Genomic DNA, 14,918 nt, shown 5'->3' with positions numbered 1-14,918 from the left:
ACGGCCCTGGAACCCATCAGCAACCCCCCCGCGCCACGGACCTGGCGCTGCGCGTGTGACTGCGGCGGCTCCAAAATCGTCGCCACGTCGTCGTTGCTCACCGGCAGGTGCTCACACTGCGGCTGCCAGCGGCGGGGCAGGGACTTGACCGGCCAAACCTTCGGGCATTGGATCGTGTTGGGCTTTGCCGAGCGTCGGGGTACGACCTCTCGCTGGAACTGCCGCTGCGTCTGCGGTACCGAGCGAGCGGTGGTGGGCCGATCCCTCGCCACGGGTAGGTCCTCCAGTTGTGGTTGCTGCAAAGGTGATGCCCAGCGCGCCACCCGCGCCTTCGACCCGCCTGAGCGGGTTCGGTTGGCGCTGGATGACGCCGACCACCGCAGCCCCAATGTACGCGACCTCACCGGCCACCGGTTCCACGGCTGGCGCGTGCTGGCCTTCGTGGGCCGGGACACACGCCGCCAGTCCCGTTGGCTGGCCCGGTGCGAGACTTGTGGGACCCAGCGCGAATTTCTGCCCCAACGGATGCGCGAGGGCAAGCCCCTTTGCCGGTGCCTGCCGCCTCGCGCCCGGGATCTGACGGGCCAGCGCTTCGGTCGATGGACGGTGGTCCGTTATGCCGGGGGCACCGGCCACGGCGCGGCCTGGACCTGTCGCTGCGACTGCGGTACCGAGCGCACCAAGCGGGCAACCGCGCTGACCGAGGGCCGGTCGAAAAGCTGCGGATGCGCCGGAAAGACGTTGAAATCACTTGACTTTTCGGTGAATTCCTGCGTTAATTAAACCATGTTCAATTAATAGGATGCCTCGTGAATATCGAGATCGATTTCGGGTATCTGCCCACCGAACACCACGCCGAACCCGCCATGTTTCTCCGTCGCGGGGCCGCCCTCGTGGCGGTGGGCTTGTCGGTGGCGCACCGCTTCCTCGACGACGCCGAGGCCGTGCGCCGGGGTACTCAATACGCCGTCCAGTTGTACGGCGCGCACGGGTTCACACGCGGCGAGGTCCTGGCGCTCATTCGCAAGGTGACCAACGAATTCCGCACCCTGCTGGCGATGCCCCCGGCCCCGGTCCCCGATCTTATGAAGCAAGCCGAACGCGATCACCTCGTCGTCCGGGCCAACGGTGAGATTGTGTTCGATGCCCGCTAGCGTCACGTCACCCACTTGGGTTGCCCAGCCGTCGATCTTCACCGGCAACAACGCCGCCGACATCCAGCCCGACCAGAACGGCGAGCCGGTCGATGTCAAGGCCCTGGCGAACTGGTGGCACCAAGCCCGCGCCGCCCACGCGGACAACCGAGCCGAGCAGGCCACGGACGAGGATTTCAGTGACGGGATTCAATGGTCTCCCGACCAGCGGCAGATCCTGGAACAACGCGGCCAGGTGCCGCTGACCTTCAATGAAATCAAGCCGGCGATCAACTACTTGCTGGGACTGGAGCGTCGAAACAAGGTGGACTTCGCGGTTCACCCCCGCGAGCCGGGCGACGCCGATGCGGCCAACGCCAAGCAGCAGTTACTCAAATATCTGAGCGACGTCAATCGATTCTCCTTCGTGCGCTCGCAGGCCTTCAGCGACGCGGTTCGTGCGGGTGTGGGTTGGCTGGAAGTTGGGGTCCGCAACGATCCCACCGAGGAACCGATTTTCGTCCGAGCCGAGTCCTGGCGCAGCGTTTGGCTGGACCCGCATTCGGTGGCCCCCGATCTTGGCGACGCCCGCTACCTGTGCCGGTCCAAGATCCTCGATCTGGACACCGCCATCGCGATGTTTCCGCAGCACGAGGGTTTGCTCAAGCAGGAAGCCGGCGAATTCCAGCGCCTGCAAGCCGATGCCGAGTTCTACGACACCCTCGTCACGCCCTACCAGCAGCCCGAGTTCTTCCCGTTGGCCAGCGTCCTGCAAGGTTACGACACGCGCAAAGCCGTCCGGCTCATCGAGTGCTGGTACCGCAAGCCGATGGCGGTGCAGCGCATCACCGGTAAATTCACCGGTTTGTATGACCCCAACAATGCGGCCCATCAGCGTGCGGTGATCCAGGGCCTGGCTTCCCTGCACGACGCCATCGGCATGGTCATGCACGTCGCCTTCTTTACGCAGGGCGAGCAGCTACTGTTTCACGGCAAGTCGCCCTATCGGCACAACACCTTCCCATTTGTGCCGCTGTGGGCCTATCGCCGGGGCGCCGATTCCATGCCCTACGGAGCCGTGCGCAATGCCCGCGACGCCCAACTGGACTTGAACAAGCGGCGCTCCAAGGCGCTGTTCCTGCTCTCCACCAACAAGGTCATTATCGATCGGCAGGCGGTGGAAGATCCCGAGGCGTTTGAAGCCGACGCCGCCAGTCCCGATCAAATTGTTTGGATCAAGCCGGGTTCCCGCGTCGAGTTCCTCTCCAACGCGCAACTGGCCGATGGCCACGTCCAAATGGGTCTCCAGGACGGCGAATACATTCGCCAGATCACGGGTGTCACCGCCGAGAATTTGGGGTTGGAAACCAACGCCATCAGCGGCAAGGCGATTCTCGCCAAGCAGACGCAGGGCACGGTAGCCACGGCGGACCTCTTCGACAATCTGCGCCTCGCCACCCAATTGACCGGCGAGATTCTGCTGTCCCTGGTCGAGCAGTTCTACACCGACGCCAAGGTGTTTCGAATCCTCGGCGACAAGGGCGCTCCCGACTTCGTGGCCATCAACCAACCGGACGGTTACGGGCAGACGCTGAACGACCTTACCGCCAGCCAAGCGGACTTCGTGGTGGCCGAACAGGATTTCCACGAGACCCAGCGGCGGGCCAGCTTCGAGTTGCTGATGCAGACCGCCACCCAACTGCCCCCCGAAGTGTCGGTACAGTTGCTGGATTTGGTGATCGACAGTTCGGATCTTCCGAACAAAGCCACGCTGGTGGAGCGCATCCGCCGCATCACCGGCCAGACCGATCCGACCGATCCGCAAGCCGCCCAAGCGGCCCAGACCCAAGCCCAAGCTCAGGCGCAACAAGCCGAGCAAGACCGCCAACTGGCGGCGGATCGTCAGATGGCCGAGCTGCAAGAACTCTATGCCAAAACCCAGAAGCTGTTGACCGACGCCGCGTTAAGTCAGGCCAAGGCCGACGAACTCAATCAACCCGGTCAGCAGTATCGCGTGACCACCCCCTTGATCCGGTGACCCAATGACCGATGAAACCCAATTTTTGACCGCGTCCGAAGCGGAGATGCTGGCGGAAGTCGCCGCCGAGGGCGCCGAGACCGCCGAGCCCACGGAACCCGTGGAGCCCACCGTGGAGGCCGAAGCCACCGCGCCCGAACCGGCGCCGACGCCGGATGCGGTCGAGCCTGAAGCCGCCCCCAAGCCCGTGCCTGCGCCGGACCCGACGCAGCTCCAACAGGCCACCGAGGCGCTTCAGCGGATCGACACGCAGCGGGATGCCCTGGCCGCTCAGTACGAGTCGGGCGAGATCGGCTTCTCCGCCTACCGCGCCCAGGAACGCGCTTTGGAGCGCCAAGCGCGCGACGCCGAGGGTGTCCTGCTCCAATGGCAGATCGAGACCAAAGTCCAGCAGCGGCAGCTCCAACAGAACTGGGACGCCGCCGTCACCGAATTCCGCCAGGAGCCCGGCGCGGCGGCCTTCGAGTCGCCGGTCGTGCTGCCCATGATGCAGGCCGCCTTGGAGGCCATTCGCGCCAAGACCCCCGGCCTGGACGCCAAGAGCCAACTTCAACAGGCCAAGGATGCCGTGCAGGGCCAGCTCCGCGCCTTGCTGGGGGTTGACTCTCCCGTACCGACCTACACCGCCCAGAACTCGCCCGCCAGGCCCCGCGTGGCTATTCCCAGCCTGGGTAGTGTCCCGGTGGCCGAAGCCAATGATTCCGACCTGGAGTTCACCCACCTGGGCAAACTCAATGGGCTCGCTTTGGAGAAAGCCGTGGCCAAGATGAGCCCCGACCAGCGGGTTCGGTGGTTGCACAGTTGATTTTTACCCTGGATCGTCGGGAGACGACCCGTTTTCCATCTGAGTTGGATCGTCGGGAGACGACCCGTTTTTCCTTCGAATTGAGGACACGCAATTGAGCAACACTGTCATCGGCGTCAATGACGCCAAGGCCGTCCAGCGTTACAGCGCCGTACTGGCCACCGAGGCCACCAAGGCCAGCTATTTCACCAGCCGCTTCTCCGGAGTCGGCGCGGACGCCATGACTCCGATCCAGGTTTACAGCGAGCTGGATTCCGATGCCGGCGACCGGATCAACTACGACATTTCGGCCCAAATCGATGTCGAGGGTACGCAGTCCGACGACATTCTGGAAGGTTCCGAAGCGCCGCTGACGTTCTACAGTTCCAGCGTTTTCATCGACCAGGAGCGTATCGGTATCAACGCCGGTGGCGCCATGACGCGCAAGCGGACACTGCATGACTTGCGCTCGGTCGCCATGAAGCGGCAGGCGGATTGGTGGGCCAAGAACTTCGACGCCCAGTATTTCTGCTACCTGTCCGGCGCGCGCGGCGTCAATACCGACTACCCGTTCCCTACCACCTGGACCGGGCGGGCCAATAACGCCCTGACCGCTTTGGATTCCGACCACATCGTCTATGGTGGCGACGCGACGGTCAAGACCGATCTGGATTCCAGCGACGGGATCACCCTGAGCTTGGTCGACAAGATCGTGGCGAAGGCGAAGTCCATGGAAGACCTGCCGATCCAACCCGCCAAGGTGGATGGCGTCGAAGCCTTCGTCATGGTGATGGGGCCGTATCAGGAATGGAGCCTGCGAACCGCTACCGGTGAAGCGAGTTTCCTCGCTATTCAGAAAGCCGCCGCCGGAGCCGATGGCCAGGGCAATCCCTTGATGAAGGGCGCGCTGGGCATGTACGCGGGCGTGGTTCTACACGCGCACCCCCGCGTCGTGCGCTTCAGTGACTATGGCAATCCGGCCACCGTCACGGCGGCCCGTGCCCTGTTTCTGGGCTCCCAGGCAGCGGTGGCGGCGTTCGGGAGTGGGGATCGCAAGCAGCGCTGGTCCTGGAGTGAGCACCTGGACGACCGGGGCAACCAGTTGATCGTCACCTCCGGCGCGATCTACGGCATCCGCCGCAACGATTACAACTCCAAGGCGCTGGGCGTGATTGGTGTTGATACCTATAGCCCGGCTGCCTAAGGAGACCTGTCATGGCTACCGCATATACCGTAATTGACGCGTTCACCCCCGTCCCGGTCCCGCATCGCGTGGGCGAGGAGACCGCCGTTCGCGCTGAGTTCTCGCTGTCGGCCGCGCTGGTGATCAACGACACCATCGACCTGGTCACCATCCCCGCCGGTCACGCCGTAACGGACATCGTGCTGTTCGCCGATGACCTCGACTCCGATGGTTCCCCGGCCGTCACTTTGGACGTGGGGATCAAGGGCGGCGACACCGACGCCTTCTTCGCGGCCAGCACGGTCGCGCAGGCCGGCGGCGCGGTGCATCCGTCGGTCAAGACCGCCTTCCGCGATGTCGCCACCAGCGCTGACCGCGTGGTGCAGGCCCTGGTCAAGGCGGCGCCCGCCACCTCGGCCACGACCGGCAAGCTGGGCGTATTGATCCGCTACATGGCCAAGTAACCCCCGGCCCGGTGTGGGTGGGTCAGATATAAAAAGTGGTCCTAAATATATAGGGAACCCGTCGAATCTGACCCAGCCGCAACCTACTGATTCTGATGATGAAAGAGATCGTTTTTACGAACTCGACCGCCCCCCGCCCGGGGCCTCCCAGGAGCCCTCATGCCCAGACCATTGAAGCGCGTCGAACACCTTTCCAAGCCCCCCGAGCCCACTCCGGCCGAGTGCCCTGAGTTGTGGACGCACCGCCAGTGCCGAGCCTACGCTCAGGAGAAAGGGTTGATCTACAAGGACCGCGCCGCGCTTGAGCGTTATGCCCGCCGTTTGGGCATGGAGGTGCGACCGTTGATGGTGGCTCCCGCGTTGATTCGGGCCATAGCGATCCTTGAGTTGGAGCGGGGAGCCCCATGACGCTGCTCGATCTCGTGGTCACCCTGCGCCGCCGACTCGATGATTTTGGTGGAGATACCGGCCCCGCACCCCCGGGGTACACCTATTATTGGGAATACGACGACGGCGACTGCCTCTGGTCGAACGCGGATCTGGTCGACCTGATTAACGAGGCTCAGAACGAATTCTGCCGCCGCCGGCCGCTCCGTGGCGCCATGCAACTGGCCCTTACCGCCGGCACCACCGATTACGCCATCCAGGAGTCGGGTGGGCGGTTCGGGGCCAACGGCACCATCCTGTCCATTCAGGCGATCCATCGACAGGCGACCGGGCAACCGGTTCGGAAGATCGACAAGCGCCATTTGGACCCGGCGGTGGCCTACCCGCCGGTCAGCGTCTATCAGGAAGACGCTCCAGTTCTCAGTGACTATAGCCCGCCCTTCGGGGCCATCGTCGCCGAGCGCTCCATCCGCATTCTCGGGACACCCGAAGCCGCCGAAACCCTCGTGCTGACCGTCGAACGCCTGCCCGATGCGTGGTACGTCCCCGAATGGAGTGGCAGGAAGTTCGATGAGCCCGAGATCGCCCCTCAATTCCACCGGGTCCTGGTCGAGTACGCCGCGCATCTGGCTTTTCTGAAGCGTGATTTCGACACCTTCAACCCCGATCTCGCGGCCCAAGCCCTGGCGTTGTTCGACCGGACGGTCGGGCCACCGCAATCGGCCGTCGATTGGGAGTGGCGACGGCGGAAGGCCAATACCCGCCCTCGCGCCACCCCGCAATTCTTGTAGGAACCCCTCATGGCCATAAATCCTTACGAACCTGAATTCGAGTATGGCCCCGACGGGCGGCCCATTCGGAGACTTCCCTCTCGTGTACCCGTGGGTGAGCCACTGCCGGGCGCCGTGCCGTCCTTGGGGAATCCCACGCCCGCGCAACCGGCATCGCTGAACGCGCTGGCCCCGACCCCGACCCCGTCGGACGTGGGTTCCACGGTCCCGACATTCACCAACCGCTCAGTCCCTGATTTCGCCACTGCGCGGGGCGGTTACGTGGGAGCGACCACCGACGCCGAAGCCCTTAAATCCTTCCAGGATCGCACGGTCCAGGGTCAGGCGGCGGCTTTCAACGTCGCCCAACTCAATAAAGGCGCGGACGCGGAGCGTGACACGCGGGCGACTCGACTTGGGATCGACCGGCGGACCCTCGATGCCCTGGAAGGCCGTGGTCAGCCCAACACGCTGAACGCGCTCGCCCCCCAAGCCCCCACGTTCGATCCGTTGTCTCGACCGGGCGATTCGTTCCAGGACACTCGGGGTCGCAAGGCCGAGTTCGATACGATGCTCAAGGAAGCGGCTTCGGCTCGCGGTGGCTCGCGCAAGGCGCTGATCGACGGGGCCTTGGGGCTACTCGCACCCGGCGTGGCGCGAGATGCGGCGGCCACGAAGGTTTACGACACCCAGGTGACCGCGCAAACCGCCCAGGCCAAGAGCCTCAATGACCTCTTTCAACGGGACCGGTTGACCCCCTACCAGCAACAGACCCTCGACCTGCAACGGCAGCAATTGGGTCAGCGGCAGGTGCAAGGCCAGGTCAAGAGCCTGGAGGACCTGCGACAGGGGCTCTACGGCAGCCCGGAGTTCAAGAATTATAGCCTCTCGCAACCGATGCTGAAGACCGCCGAGGATCTGGCGGGGCAAAACACCGCCGCGTCGGGCAGTGCCCTGGCGGTCACCACCGCTAAACTGCGCGACCCCACCTCCGTGGCGATGCCCGGCGAAGTCGAGGCCGTCAAGAGTGGCTCGGGTAACGTGTTCCAGAAGGCCGCCGGTTGGTTCAATGAGAAAATCCTGGGTCGTTCGGCGTTTACGCCAGGCGTCACCCAGGACCTGCTCGCGGCTAACCGGGCTCAGGTTCGGAATTACGAGGAGGGGGCGATGCGGAAGATCGACTCCCTGGCGACGGAGGCGGCGCGGCGCGGCGTGAACCTTCAGGATATTCTGGACCCGTCCGATTACCAAAAATATCTGACCTATAAAGACCAACAACAGCCCGGCACGGCCTCCCAGTACCGCTGGGAGAACGGCCAGCTCGTGCCGGTGAATTGACATGCCCATCGTCGATTTCTCCGGTATCCGGGTCGAAGTCCCCGACACCCTGCTGAAGGACCCCGCCGCGCTGGGCAAAATCGCCGAGCAGGTGCGGTTCACCCACAACCTCGACACGACGACCGGCGCGGACGCCGCCACCCGGGCCGGACTGGCCGGCTTGGAGAAGCCCGCCGATCAGACCAACTTCCTACGGTCCAAGGGGTTCGAGGCGGCACAGACACCGGATGGCCCCGCGTTCATCAACCCGAAGACCGGGCGCCCGACGCTGGTCGATGAGCAGGGCCTATCCGCTCGGGATCTCATCGACTTGGCGCCCATGGGCGGTGAGCTGCTCGGCTCGACCCTGGGCGCTATCGGCGGGTTCGGCGTGGGCAACGTACCCGGTGCCGTGGTGGGCAGCGGCCTGGGCGCGGTGGCCGGGCGGGAGGCCGTCCAAGGGGCGCTGCGAACCTTCACCGGGGCGACCGATACCCGCTCCCTGGGTGAACACGCCCAGGATGCCGCCTACACGGGTGCCGTGGGGGCGTTGGGCGAAGGGGCGGGTCAGGTCGTGGGTGCGGGCGTGCGGGCTGTCAGCAGCCGCCTACGGCCGTCCGTGGCGGCTCTGGCCGACCAGGAGGTGGCGGATGCCATCCGCCTGCCTTTCACCGGCGGGATGCTCGGGTCGCGGGTCGGAGCGGCGGCGGAGCGGTCGGCGGGGGGCAGTCTGCTGGGACGCGGGACGCTGGAAGCCACGGCGGCGGCGCAGGATAAAGCCCTGCTGCAAGCCGTCCGGCCGAAGGCACCCTTCGTCCCCGGTACTCAGGATGATCTGCTGCGGGTGGCCGACGACCTGGGCCGGGAGGAGCGCCTGATCGATCGAATCCCCGACGCCGCCGACCTCGAACACCAGTTCGGGCAGGGTGGGATGGCGGATCATCTTCGCGCCGGGGGAGCGGACTCCCTGATGGCGAAACTCCACCTGGCGCAAGACGCGCCGCTGGAGGTTCGGCAGAACCTGGCTCGTAGCCACCTCGTAGAACTGGGGGGCGGCCAGGAGGCCTTCAACGCCGGGCGATTCCTGAAAAGTTGGGAACGCCTCGATCCGCGTGACAAGCACCTGCTCGGGGACGTCAGTTACGGTGGGCTGCGGGGAGAATTGAACGCCCTGGTGCCGCTGGTTCAACGCACCGCCGCGATGCAAGCCCGCGCCAAAGCCCCCAGAACCACACCCCTGGGCTCGCTGCTGCAAGTGCTGGGGGTCGGTGGCGGTTACGTCGCGGGTGGCCCGGTAGGGGCCGCCACGGCGGCGCTGGCCCCGGCGGCGGCGGCGAAGTTGATGACCTCACCGAGATTCGTGCGCTGGCTCACGAAAGTACCGGCGTCCGACGGAGCCCTGGCCCGCCACCTCACCCGCCTGGGCGCCATCGCCGAGGGCGAGGGGTTGAAGGACGAGATCGGCGGGTTGTTGGAGGCGGTGGGGCGGTAGTGTTGCCTGAAAATTAACCTCTTTGGCTAATCTTCAGAGTAGTACCAACCATCCTCTTCGGATCTTGCCGAATCTTCTCTATACGCCTCAATATCATCTAATAATTCCTGCTCCCATTCCTGATAGGGATTGTCGAAGGAGTAATCACTATCATAGTAAGGACTATAATCATAATCAGAAAGAGATCCAATCCTTAACCAGCCATCATACTTCGCGCGGAAACTATCCGATAATTTTAGTTGATTTATTTCCGGCCAGTCCACTTTTTTGAGTCCTTCAGTATCCAATGATGCAATAAATTCTTCGACAACACTAACAGGACCACGAAGAGAGTAACAATCTATATGATCCAAAAACTCTCTAATAAAATTTTCTGGCAATAACTGATATTTTACTAATGCATTCCAATTAACCTTATCTGAAAATTCTCTAATAAAACCTTCCGATAAGGTTTGGTATCTAGATATAGCCCCCCAATCGACATGGGTTGAAAATTCTCTAATAAAACCTTCCGATAAGGTTTGGTATCTAGATATAGCCCCCCAATCGACATGGGCTGAAAATTCTCTAATAAAACCCTCCGATAAGGTTTGGTGCGTAGAAATTAATCCCCAATTAACCTTATCTGAAAACTCTCTAATTATGCTTTCTGATAAGGTATTTCTAGAAAGGGTCTCCCAACAAAATTTATCAGAAAACTCCCTAATAAAACCATCTGATAAAATATATTCCTCAGGAAAAGCGTATCCCAAAGAGAAGTACGGAAACCTACGATATAGATCCTCTGTCAATACTTGGGGATCGGAAATAATACTCCAGTTTTCTGAGTCCAACCACTCCCAATAAAAGCTCTCTGAAACCGTTGCAATATCTTTTCTTCGCAGGAAACAAATACCAAACACACGCATTGTCGTATTTGGGACATTGCTTAATCTAAACATGCACGGTAAAGCACATACTGTCATATCAGGATGACCCTGATGAGTTTCAACAATTAAATCGTGGTAATAATCACGAAATTCAAAATATCTATTATCTTCATCTCTAATAAGTTTATCTTTATATGACTTACACAGGTCGATCGGTAATTCTAATGCATTATTGATAATTATTTCATAATGGCCATCTCTTTCCAAATATTTTTCTAATTGCGCAGCCTCAGTAGAAGTAAAATATATGTTAATATAATCTATCAACTCTTTAGTATGGGAAGCTAGCCCTACTACCTCTTCTTCTGTATAATAATCTGTAGTTGGCTCCAAAAAGAAATCCTTATCAGGTATGATTGTTTTTTCCCTGTCTATGAACCAAAAAATTTCAAGATAAATTGGGAATTGCTCACCATCAGGCGAAAGAATTTTTTTTTTGATTTAACGCTGTAAATCTTTTCAACTCCAAGCTGTAGGAGTCTTAATGTGATCTGTTCACGGCCTCTCAGATGCCTATTAGACAATTCATCAATATCGCATTCTTCATTATACTGCATCTTTAATATGGCATCTTCAGATTTTGTCCATGCGCAAAGATCTCTTGATTTAGCTGACATGACGCATACCTCTCTATTAATACATAGCTATAATCAGGAATTATTATCTATTTAAGTTTTGTTATTTATCCATAAATCATAATATTTTTAATTTTATCACCAAACAGGCGTGTTAAATCAAGTACACGTTTCCGAGGAGGAAACAAGGGCTTGTAGTGACAGGATGTCAGTTTAGAGGGTCACTTCGGGGGGTACTCCCAACTTCTCCGCCAACAACCGTGCGTCGAGCTGGGTGTAGCGCTTCAAGACGGCCCAGGTCTTGTGGCCGGAGATGGCGGCGACCTCGGCGACATTCAGCCCACGCTCGAACAGCCGCGAGACCGCTTCGCGACGCAGATCGTGGAAGCGCAGGCCCTCGATGCCCTCCTTCAGGCACAACGAGTGAAAGGCGTGGGAGAGCCCGCTGGCGGTCAGCCCCACGACCCGCCCTTCCGTGACCCCCAACGCTTCCAACGCGCGAGGTGACAGCGGGACCCACCGGCTCTCGCCATTCTTCGTGTCGGCAAGCCGCGCCACCCGGGCCTGCGGATCAATATCGGTGGCGGTCAGGCTGACGAGTTCTCCGGCGCGCATCGCGGTCTCCACCGCCAGTATGATGGCGCGGCGCAGGTGGGGCGATGCGGTGGCGAGAAGTCGCTCCTCTTCACCGGGGAGCAGACGCCGATCCCTCGGGCGGGGCAGCTTGGGGCGACGGATCAGGGCGACGGGGTTGGCGAGACTCTCCATCCGCCACTCCTTGCGGGCGATGGTGAAGAGGTGGCTCAGCACGATCAGATCGTTGTTGACGGTGAGGGGCGACAGCCGGCGCCCCAGTTGTTCGTCACGGTAGGCCGCAAGATCCGCCCCGCGCAGGGAGGCGAGGACCCGGCGGGCCAGGGGGTGCTTCAACAGCCGGCCGATGCGCTCGGCCTCACGCCGCGCGCCCTTTTTCGCGGGGGTGATCTCCCGACGGTAGCGCTCCAGAGCTTCACCCAAGGTGGTGCGTTCGGCCTCGGCATGGTCCACGAAGATCCCACGATCCATGGCGCTTTCCACGGCGCGCGCCCATGCCTCAGCTTCCGCGCGGGTTGAAGCCGTCCGGCTTTGTAGGGGAAACCCCTTGCGCCGAACCTGCGCGCGCCACTGCCCGGCGGCCCGTTTGGTGATCGTAGCCATGCCCTCTCCCTAGTGAAAAAGAGAGCGTGGTGTGCCAAAATTGCACCGTGGGGCGATGAGTAGCGGAACGCTGTAAGGCTAACCCATTGAAGCGACAGGAAGAGAATCCGACATCGACAACGGTCTTGAAAACCGTTGACCCGCGAGGGTCCGAGGGTTCGAATCCCTCCCTCTCCGCCAAGTTGCAATCCAGCCGCGCTGCATTCTCCCCGGCTCGTGGGCGGCAAGCGCGGGGTCGCCCGCACTGCCCAGCTACACGAGTACACCCATGAAGACCGTTCTCGCCATCCGTCATGTGGCCTTCGAGGATCTCGATGCCTTCGCCCCAGTACTGGCCGAGCGCGGCTATGCCGTGCGCTATCTGGAGGCCGGTTACGACGATCTGGCCGCGCTGGACCCATCGGCCGACGATCTGTTGGTGATCCTGGGCGGTCCCATCGGAGTCTACGAAGACGACGCCTATCCCTTTATCCACGATGAACTGCGCGTGCTGCGGGCGCGGTTGGATGCCGGCCGGCCGACGCTCGGCCTCTGCCTGGGTTGCCAAATGATCGCCCAGGTATTGGGGGCGCGAGTCTATCCGGGCGGACGGAAGGAGATCGGCTGGAAACCGCTGACGCTGACCGAAGCCGGTCGGAACGACCCGCTGGCGACATTCGCTGACGGCGCGCCGGTGCTGCACTGGCATGGTGACACCTTCGATCTGCCCGAAGGCGCCGAATTGCTGGCCTCCACCGACCTGTATCCGCATCAGGCGTTTGCGTGGGGCAACCACGCGCTGGCGCTGCAATTTCATATCGAAACCACCGCCCGGGGACTGGAGCGCTGGTTCATCGGGCACGCCTGCGAGATCGGCCAGACATCGGGCCTGAGCGTGGCGGCGCTGCGAGCCGACACCACCCGTTATGCCGCCGACGCCGCTGCGCTGGGCCGGCAGTGTTTCGCCGCCTGGCTGGACCGGGTTGGTCTGTGATCAGCCCGCGCCAGTCCGGTTATCCACGCGCCGCCGAGTAAGCGTCGGTCGCAAACGGAGATCATGAGCCGCTATTACACCGCCGACCGGCGGGATCTGGTGGATTTTCTGCGTCCCCATGGCCGCTTTGGGGCCGTGCTGGACATCGGTTGCGCTGGCGGTCGCTTGGGTCGGCAACTGCTGCAAGCCGGTCTGGCCGAATGTTGCGACGGGATCGAGCCTAACGCGGCAGCGGCGATCCGGGCGACGGATTTGCTTCACCGGGTATGGGTGGCCGACCTGGCGGCCATCGCGGAGCAGGTGCCCTGGACCGATTACGATCTGCTGATCATGGCCGATGTACTGGAACACCTGATCGATCCCTGGCAAGTTCTGGTGGAATTGCACCGTCGCGCCCGGCCCGGCGCGCGGTTGTTGTTGAGCGTGCCCAACGTGCGCCACAAGAGCGTCGTGCTGCCGCTGCTGTTCCAGGGCCGCTTCGACTACGCCGACGCCGGCATCCTGGATCGCACCCACCTGCATTTTTTCACCCGCTCCAGCCTGCTGGACGCGGTCGGTCGGGCCGGTTGGCGGGTAGAGGTCATCGCGCCCTACATCAAGCCCAAATACCGCCGCTGGTGGTATCCACACCGCTTACTCGGCGAGTTCCTGGCGGTGCAGTATTTTCTGCTGGTGGAAAAATGAGCCTGCCGCTGGTCAGCGTGGCGGTGCCCGCCCACAATCACGCCGCTTTCCTCGGCGCCTGTCTGGAGTCGGTGAAGAGTCAGAGCTATCCCCGGCTGGAACTGGTGGTGGTGGACGATGGCTCCACCGACGCCACCCTGGCGGTGGCTGAGCGCTTCGCCGCAACGCATGCCGAGCGTTTCGAACATCTGAGTGTGATCCATCAAGCCAATCGAGGAGTGAGCGCCGCTTCCAACCGCGCCATCGCAACCTGCCGGGGCGAATGGGTGCATCTGCTGGGCTCCGACGACCTGCTCTACCCGGACAAGATTCGGCTCCAACAGCAGGCCATCGAGACCTGGAGTGATCCCCGTCTGGCCCTGGTCTATGCCGATGTGAACTTTATCGACGCGGCGGGGCGGATATTATCCTCCGCGACCCGGAATCGTCGGCCACCCGGCCCCGATCACCGCGCCTATCTGTGGCTGCTGCGCTATAACGACATCGCCAATCCGACGGTGGCCTTGCGCCGGGAGGCATTTCTGGCTATCGGGGGATTCGATGAGTCTTTGCCCCTGGAAGATCTGGATTGCTGGCTGCGTTTGTCCGCGCGGCACGCCGTGGCGCGGGTGGTTGGCCTGCTAGCGGCGTATCGGCGGCACGACGGCAATGCCAGCCGTCGCCAGTTGATGATGTTCGAAGCCAACTGGGACACGCTGGCCAAGTTCGCCGAGCAACACGGAGATTTGATTCCACCCGCGCTCTGGCGGGCCTGCCTCCGCCGTCGGCTGCGCAGTTTTTTGCGCTGGGCGCGTAAACATGCACCTGCCTTGGTCCCGACGATTCTGGGCGACGCCTTGCTCGGTTTGATTCGTACCCCGGAACCCGCCGTCTGGCGCCGCTACGCCGCGCGCTGTCGTGCGCTGCAAGCCTGATATTTCCCCATCATGTAGTATGCCTTTTCGAAAAAACCGTCTTTAATTAAAATGTTATAATTTTAGCGATCATTGATT

At 61.7% G+C, this 14,918-nt stretch carries 15 protein-coding genes and 1 tRNA gene; 14 read left to right on the top strand and 2 right to left on the bottom strand.

What is annotated here, in order from left to right:
- Positions 1 to 354: 354 nt before the first annotated feature.
- From IPM89_14525 to IPM89_14480, 10 genes are all read left to right on the top strand, one after another.
- Positions 355 to 783 carry a hypothetical protein gene (locus IPM89_14525; GenBank protein ID QQS54029.1) on the top strand — a complete coding sequence of 143 codons (429 nt, stop codon included), beginning with the start codon at positions 355 to 357 and terminating at the stop codon, positions 781 to 783.
- Positions 784 to 809: 26 nt separating this feature from the next.
- Positions 810 to 1,154: a hypothetical protein gene (locus IPM89_14520; GenBank protein QQS54028.1), complete on the top strand. Its 345-nt coding sequence runs from the start codon at positions 810 to 812 to the stop codon at positions 1,152 to 1,154.
- Positions 1,144 to 3,171, top strand: coding sequence for a hypothetical protein (locus tag IPM89_14515; protein QQS54027.1), 2,028 nt, complete (start codon positions 1,144 to 1,146; stop codon positions 3,169 to 3,171). The genes IPM89_14520 and IPM89_14515 overlap by 11 nt, the downstream gene beginning before the upstream one ends.
- Positions 3,172 to 3,175: 4 nt before the next feature.
- Positions 3,176 to 3,976 (top strand): hypothetical protein, encoded by an 801-nt coding sequence (locus IPM89_14510; protein ID QQS54026.1) that lies wholly within the window; start codon positions 3,176 to 3,178, stop codon positions 3,974 to 3,976.
- A 94-nt stretch (positions 3,977 to 4,070) separates the two neighbouring features.
- Positions 4,071 to 5,159: a N4-gp56 family major capsid protein gene (locus IPM89_14505; GenBank protein ID QQS54025.1), complete on the top strand. Its 1,089-nt coding sequence runs from the start codon at positions 4,071 to 4,073 to the stop codon at positions 5,157 to 5,159.
- 11 nt (positions 5,160 to 5,170) lie between these two features.
- A complete protein-coding gene (locus tag IPM89_14500; protein ID QQS54024.1) occupies positions 5,171 to 5,602 on the top strand; it encodes a hypothetical protein in 432 nt (143 codons plus the stop codon).
- Between the two features lie 159 nt (positions 5,603 to 5,761).
- Positions 5,762 to 6,010, top strand: a complete 249-nt coding sequence (locus IPM89_14495; protein QQS54023.1) for a hypothetical protein — start codon at positions 5,762 to 5,764, stop codon at positions 6,008 to 6,010.
- Positions 6,007 to 6,780 carry a hypothetical protein gene (locus IPM89_14490; GenBank protein QQS54022.1) on the top strand — a complete coding sequence of 258 codons (774 nt, stop codon included), beginning with the start codon at positions 6,007 to 6,009 and terminating at the stop codon, positions 6,778 to 6,780. Before IPM89_14495 ends, IPM89_14490 begins: the two co-directional genes overlap by 4 nt.
- A 9-nt stretch (positions 6,781 to 6,789) precedes the next feature.
- The gene (locus tag IPM89_14485; protein QQS54021.1) at positions 6,790 to 8,097 is read left to right on the top strand and encodes a hypothetical protein; all 1,308 of its coding nucleotides are present in this window, start codon (positions 6,790 to 6,792) and stop codon (positions 8,095 to 8,097) included.
- A gap of 1 nt (position 8,098) precedes the next feature.
- Complete coding sequence (locus tag IPM89_14480; protein ID QQS54020.1) at positions 8,099 to 9,568, top strand: hypothetical protein; 1,470 nt, start codon at positions 8,099 to 8,101, stop codon at positions 9,566 to 9,568.
- Positions 9,569 to 9,594: 26 nt separating this feature from the next.
- Here the strand turns inward: IPM89_14480 and IPM89_14475 are convergent, their stop codons facing one another.
- Together IPM89_14475 and IPM89_14470 are read right to left on the bottom strand one after the other, a co-directional pair.
- Positions 9,595 to 10,830: a hypothetical protein gene (locus IPM89_14475; GenBank protein ID QQS54019.1), complete on the bottom strand. Its 1,236-nt coding sequence runs from the start codon at positions 10,828 to 10,830 to the stop codon at positions 9,595 to 9,597.
- 455 nt (positions 10,831 to 11,285) lie between these two features.
- On the bottom strand, positions 11,286 to 12,269 hold the full coding sequence (locus IPM89_14470) for a site-specific integrase (protein QQS54018.1): 984 nt from the start codon (positions 12,267 to 12,269) through the stop codon (positions 11,286 to 11,288).
- A 49-nt stretch (positions 12,270 to 12,318) separates the two neighbouring features.
- On the opposite strand from IPM89_14470, the gene IPM89_14465 reads away from it, so the two are divergent.
- The 4 genes from IPM89_14465 to IPM89_14450 all read left to right on the top strand — a co-directional run bounded on the left by IPM89_14465 (position 12,319) and on the right by IPM89_14450 (position 14,840).
- Positions 12,319 to 12,449: transfer RNA gene (locus IPM89_14465), tRNA-Ser, on the top strand.
- An 88-nt stretch (positions 12,450 to 12,537) separates the two neighbouring features.
- Positions 12,538 to 13,242 carry a glutamine amidotransferase gene (locus IPM89_14460; protein QQS54017.1) on the top strand — a complete coding sequence of 235 codons (705 nt, stop codon included), beginning with the start codon at positions 12,538 to 12,540 and terminating at the stop codon, positions 13,240 to 13,242.
- A 63-nt stretch (positions 13,243 to 13,305) separates the two neighbouring features.
- Entirely contained in the window at positions 13,306 to 13,926 is a 621-nt protein-coding gene (locus tag IPM89_14455; protein QQS54016.1) for a class I SAM-dependent methyltransferase, read from the top strand.
- Positions 13,923 to 14,840, top strand: coding sequence for a glycosyltransferase (locus IPM89_14450; protein ID QQS54015.1), 918 nt, complete (start codon positions 13,923 to 13,925; stop codon positions 14,838 to 14,840). The genes IPM89_14455 and IPM89_14450 overlap by 4 nt, the downstream gene beginning before the upstream one ends.
- The last annotated feature ends 78 nt before the right edge of the window (positions 14,841 to 14,918 follow it).

The sequence above is a fragment of the Candidatus Competibacteraceae bacterium genome (genome assembly GCA_016699715.1).
Classification (GTDB): domain Bacteria; phylum Pseudomonadota; class Gammaproteobacteria; order Competibacterales; family Competibacteraceae; genus Competibacter.
Note: the sequence above shows the minus strand (reverse complement) of the source record. Positions and strands in the feature narration are given on the sequence as shown.

What these genes read in the sequence shown, in the direction of transcription:
- IPM89_14455 (QQS54016.1), top strand. Translation starts at nt 13,306, where the DNA reads ATGAGCCGCTATTACACCGCCGACCGGCGGGATCTGGTGGATTTTCTG.
- IPM89_14470 (QQS54018.1), bottom strand. Translation starts at nt 12,269, where the DNA reads ATGGCTACGATCACCAAACGGGCCGCCGGGCAGTGGCGCGCGCAGGTT.
- IPM89_14460 (QQS54017.1), top strand. Translation starts at nt 12,538, where the DNA reads ATGAAGACCGTTCTCGCCATCCGTCATGTGGCCTTCGAGGATCTCGAT.
- IPM89_14490 (QQS54022.1), top strand. Translation starts at nt 6,007, where the DNA reads ATGACGCTGCTCGATCTCGTGGTCACCCTGCGCCGCCGACTCGATGAT.
- IPM89_14480 (QQS54020.1), top strand. Translation starts at nt 8,099, where the DNA reads ATGCCCATCGTCGATTTCTCCGGTATCCGGGTCGAAGTCCCCGACACC.
- IPM89_14485 (QQS54021.1), top strand. Translation starts at nt 6,790, where the DNA reads ATGGCCATAAATCCTTACGAACCTGAATTCGAGTATGGCCCCGACGGG.
- IPM89_14510 (QQS54026.1), top strand. Translation starts at nt 3,176, where the DNA reads ATGACCGATGAAACCCAATTTTTGACCGCGTCCGAAGCGGAGATGCTG.
- IPM89_14500 (QQS54024.1), top strand. Translation starts at nt 5,171, where the DNA reads ATGGCTACCGCATATACCGTAATTGACGCGTTCACCCCCGTCCCGGTC.
- IPM89_14515 (QQS54027.1), top strand. Translation starts at nt 1,144, where the DNA reads ATGCCCGCTAGCGTCACGTCACCCACTTGGGTTGCCCAGCCGTCGATC.
- IPM89_14495 (QQS54023.1), top strand. Translation starts at nt 5,762, where the DNA reads ATGCCCAGACCATTGAAGCGCGTCGAACACCTTTCCAAGCCCCCCGAG.
- IPM89_14450 (QQS54015.1), top strand. Translation starts at nt 13,923, where the DNA reads ATGAGCCTGCCGCTGGTCAGCGTGGCGGTGCCCGCCCACAATCACGCC.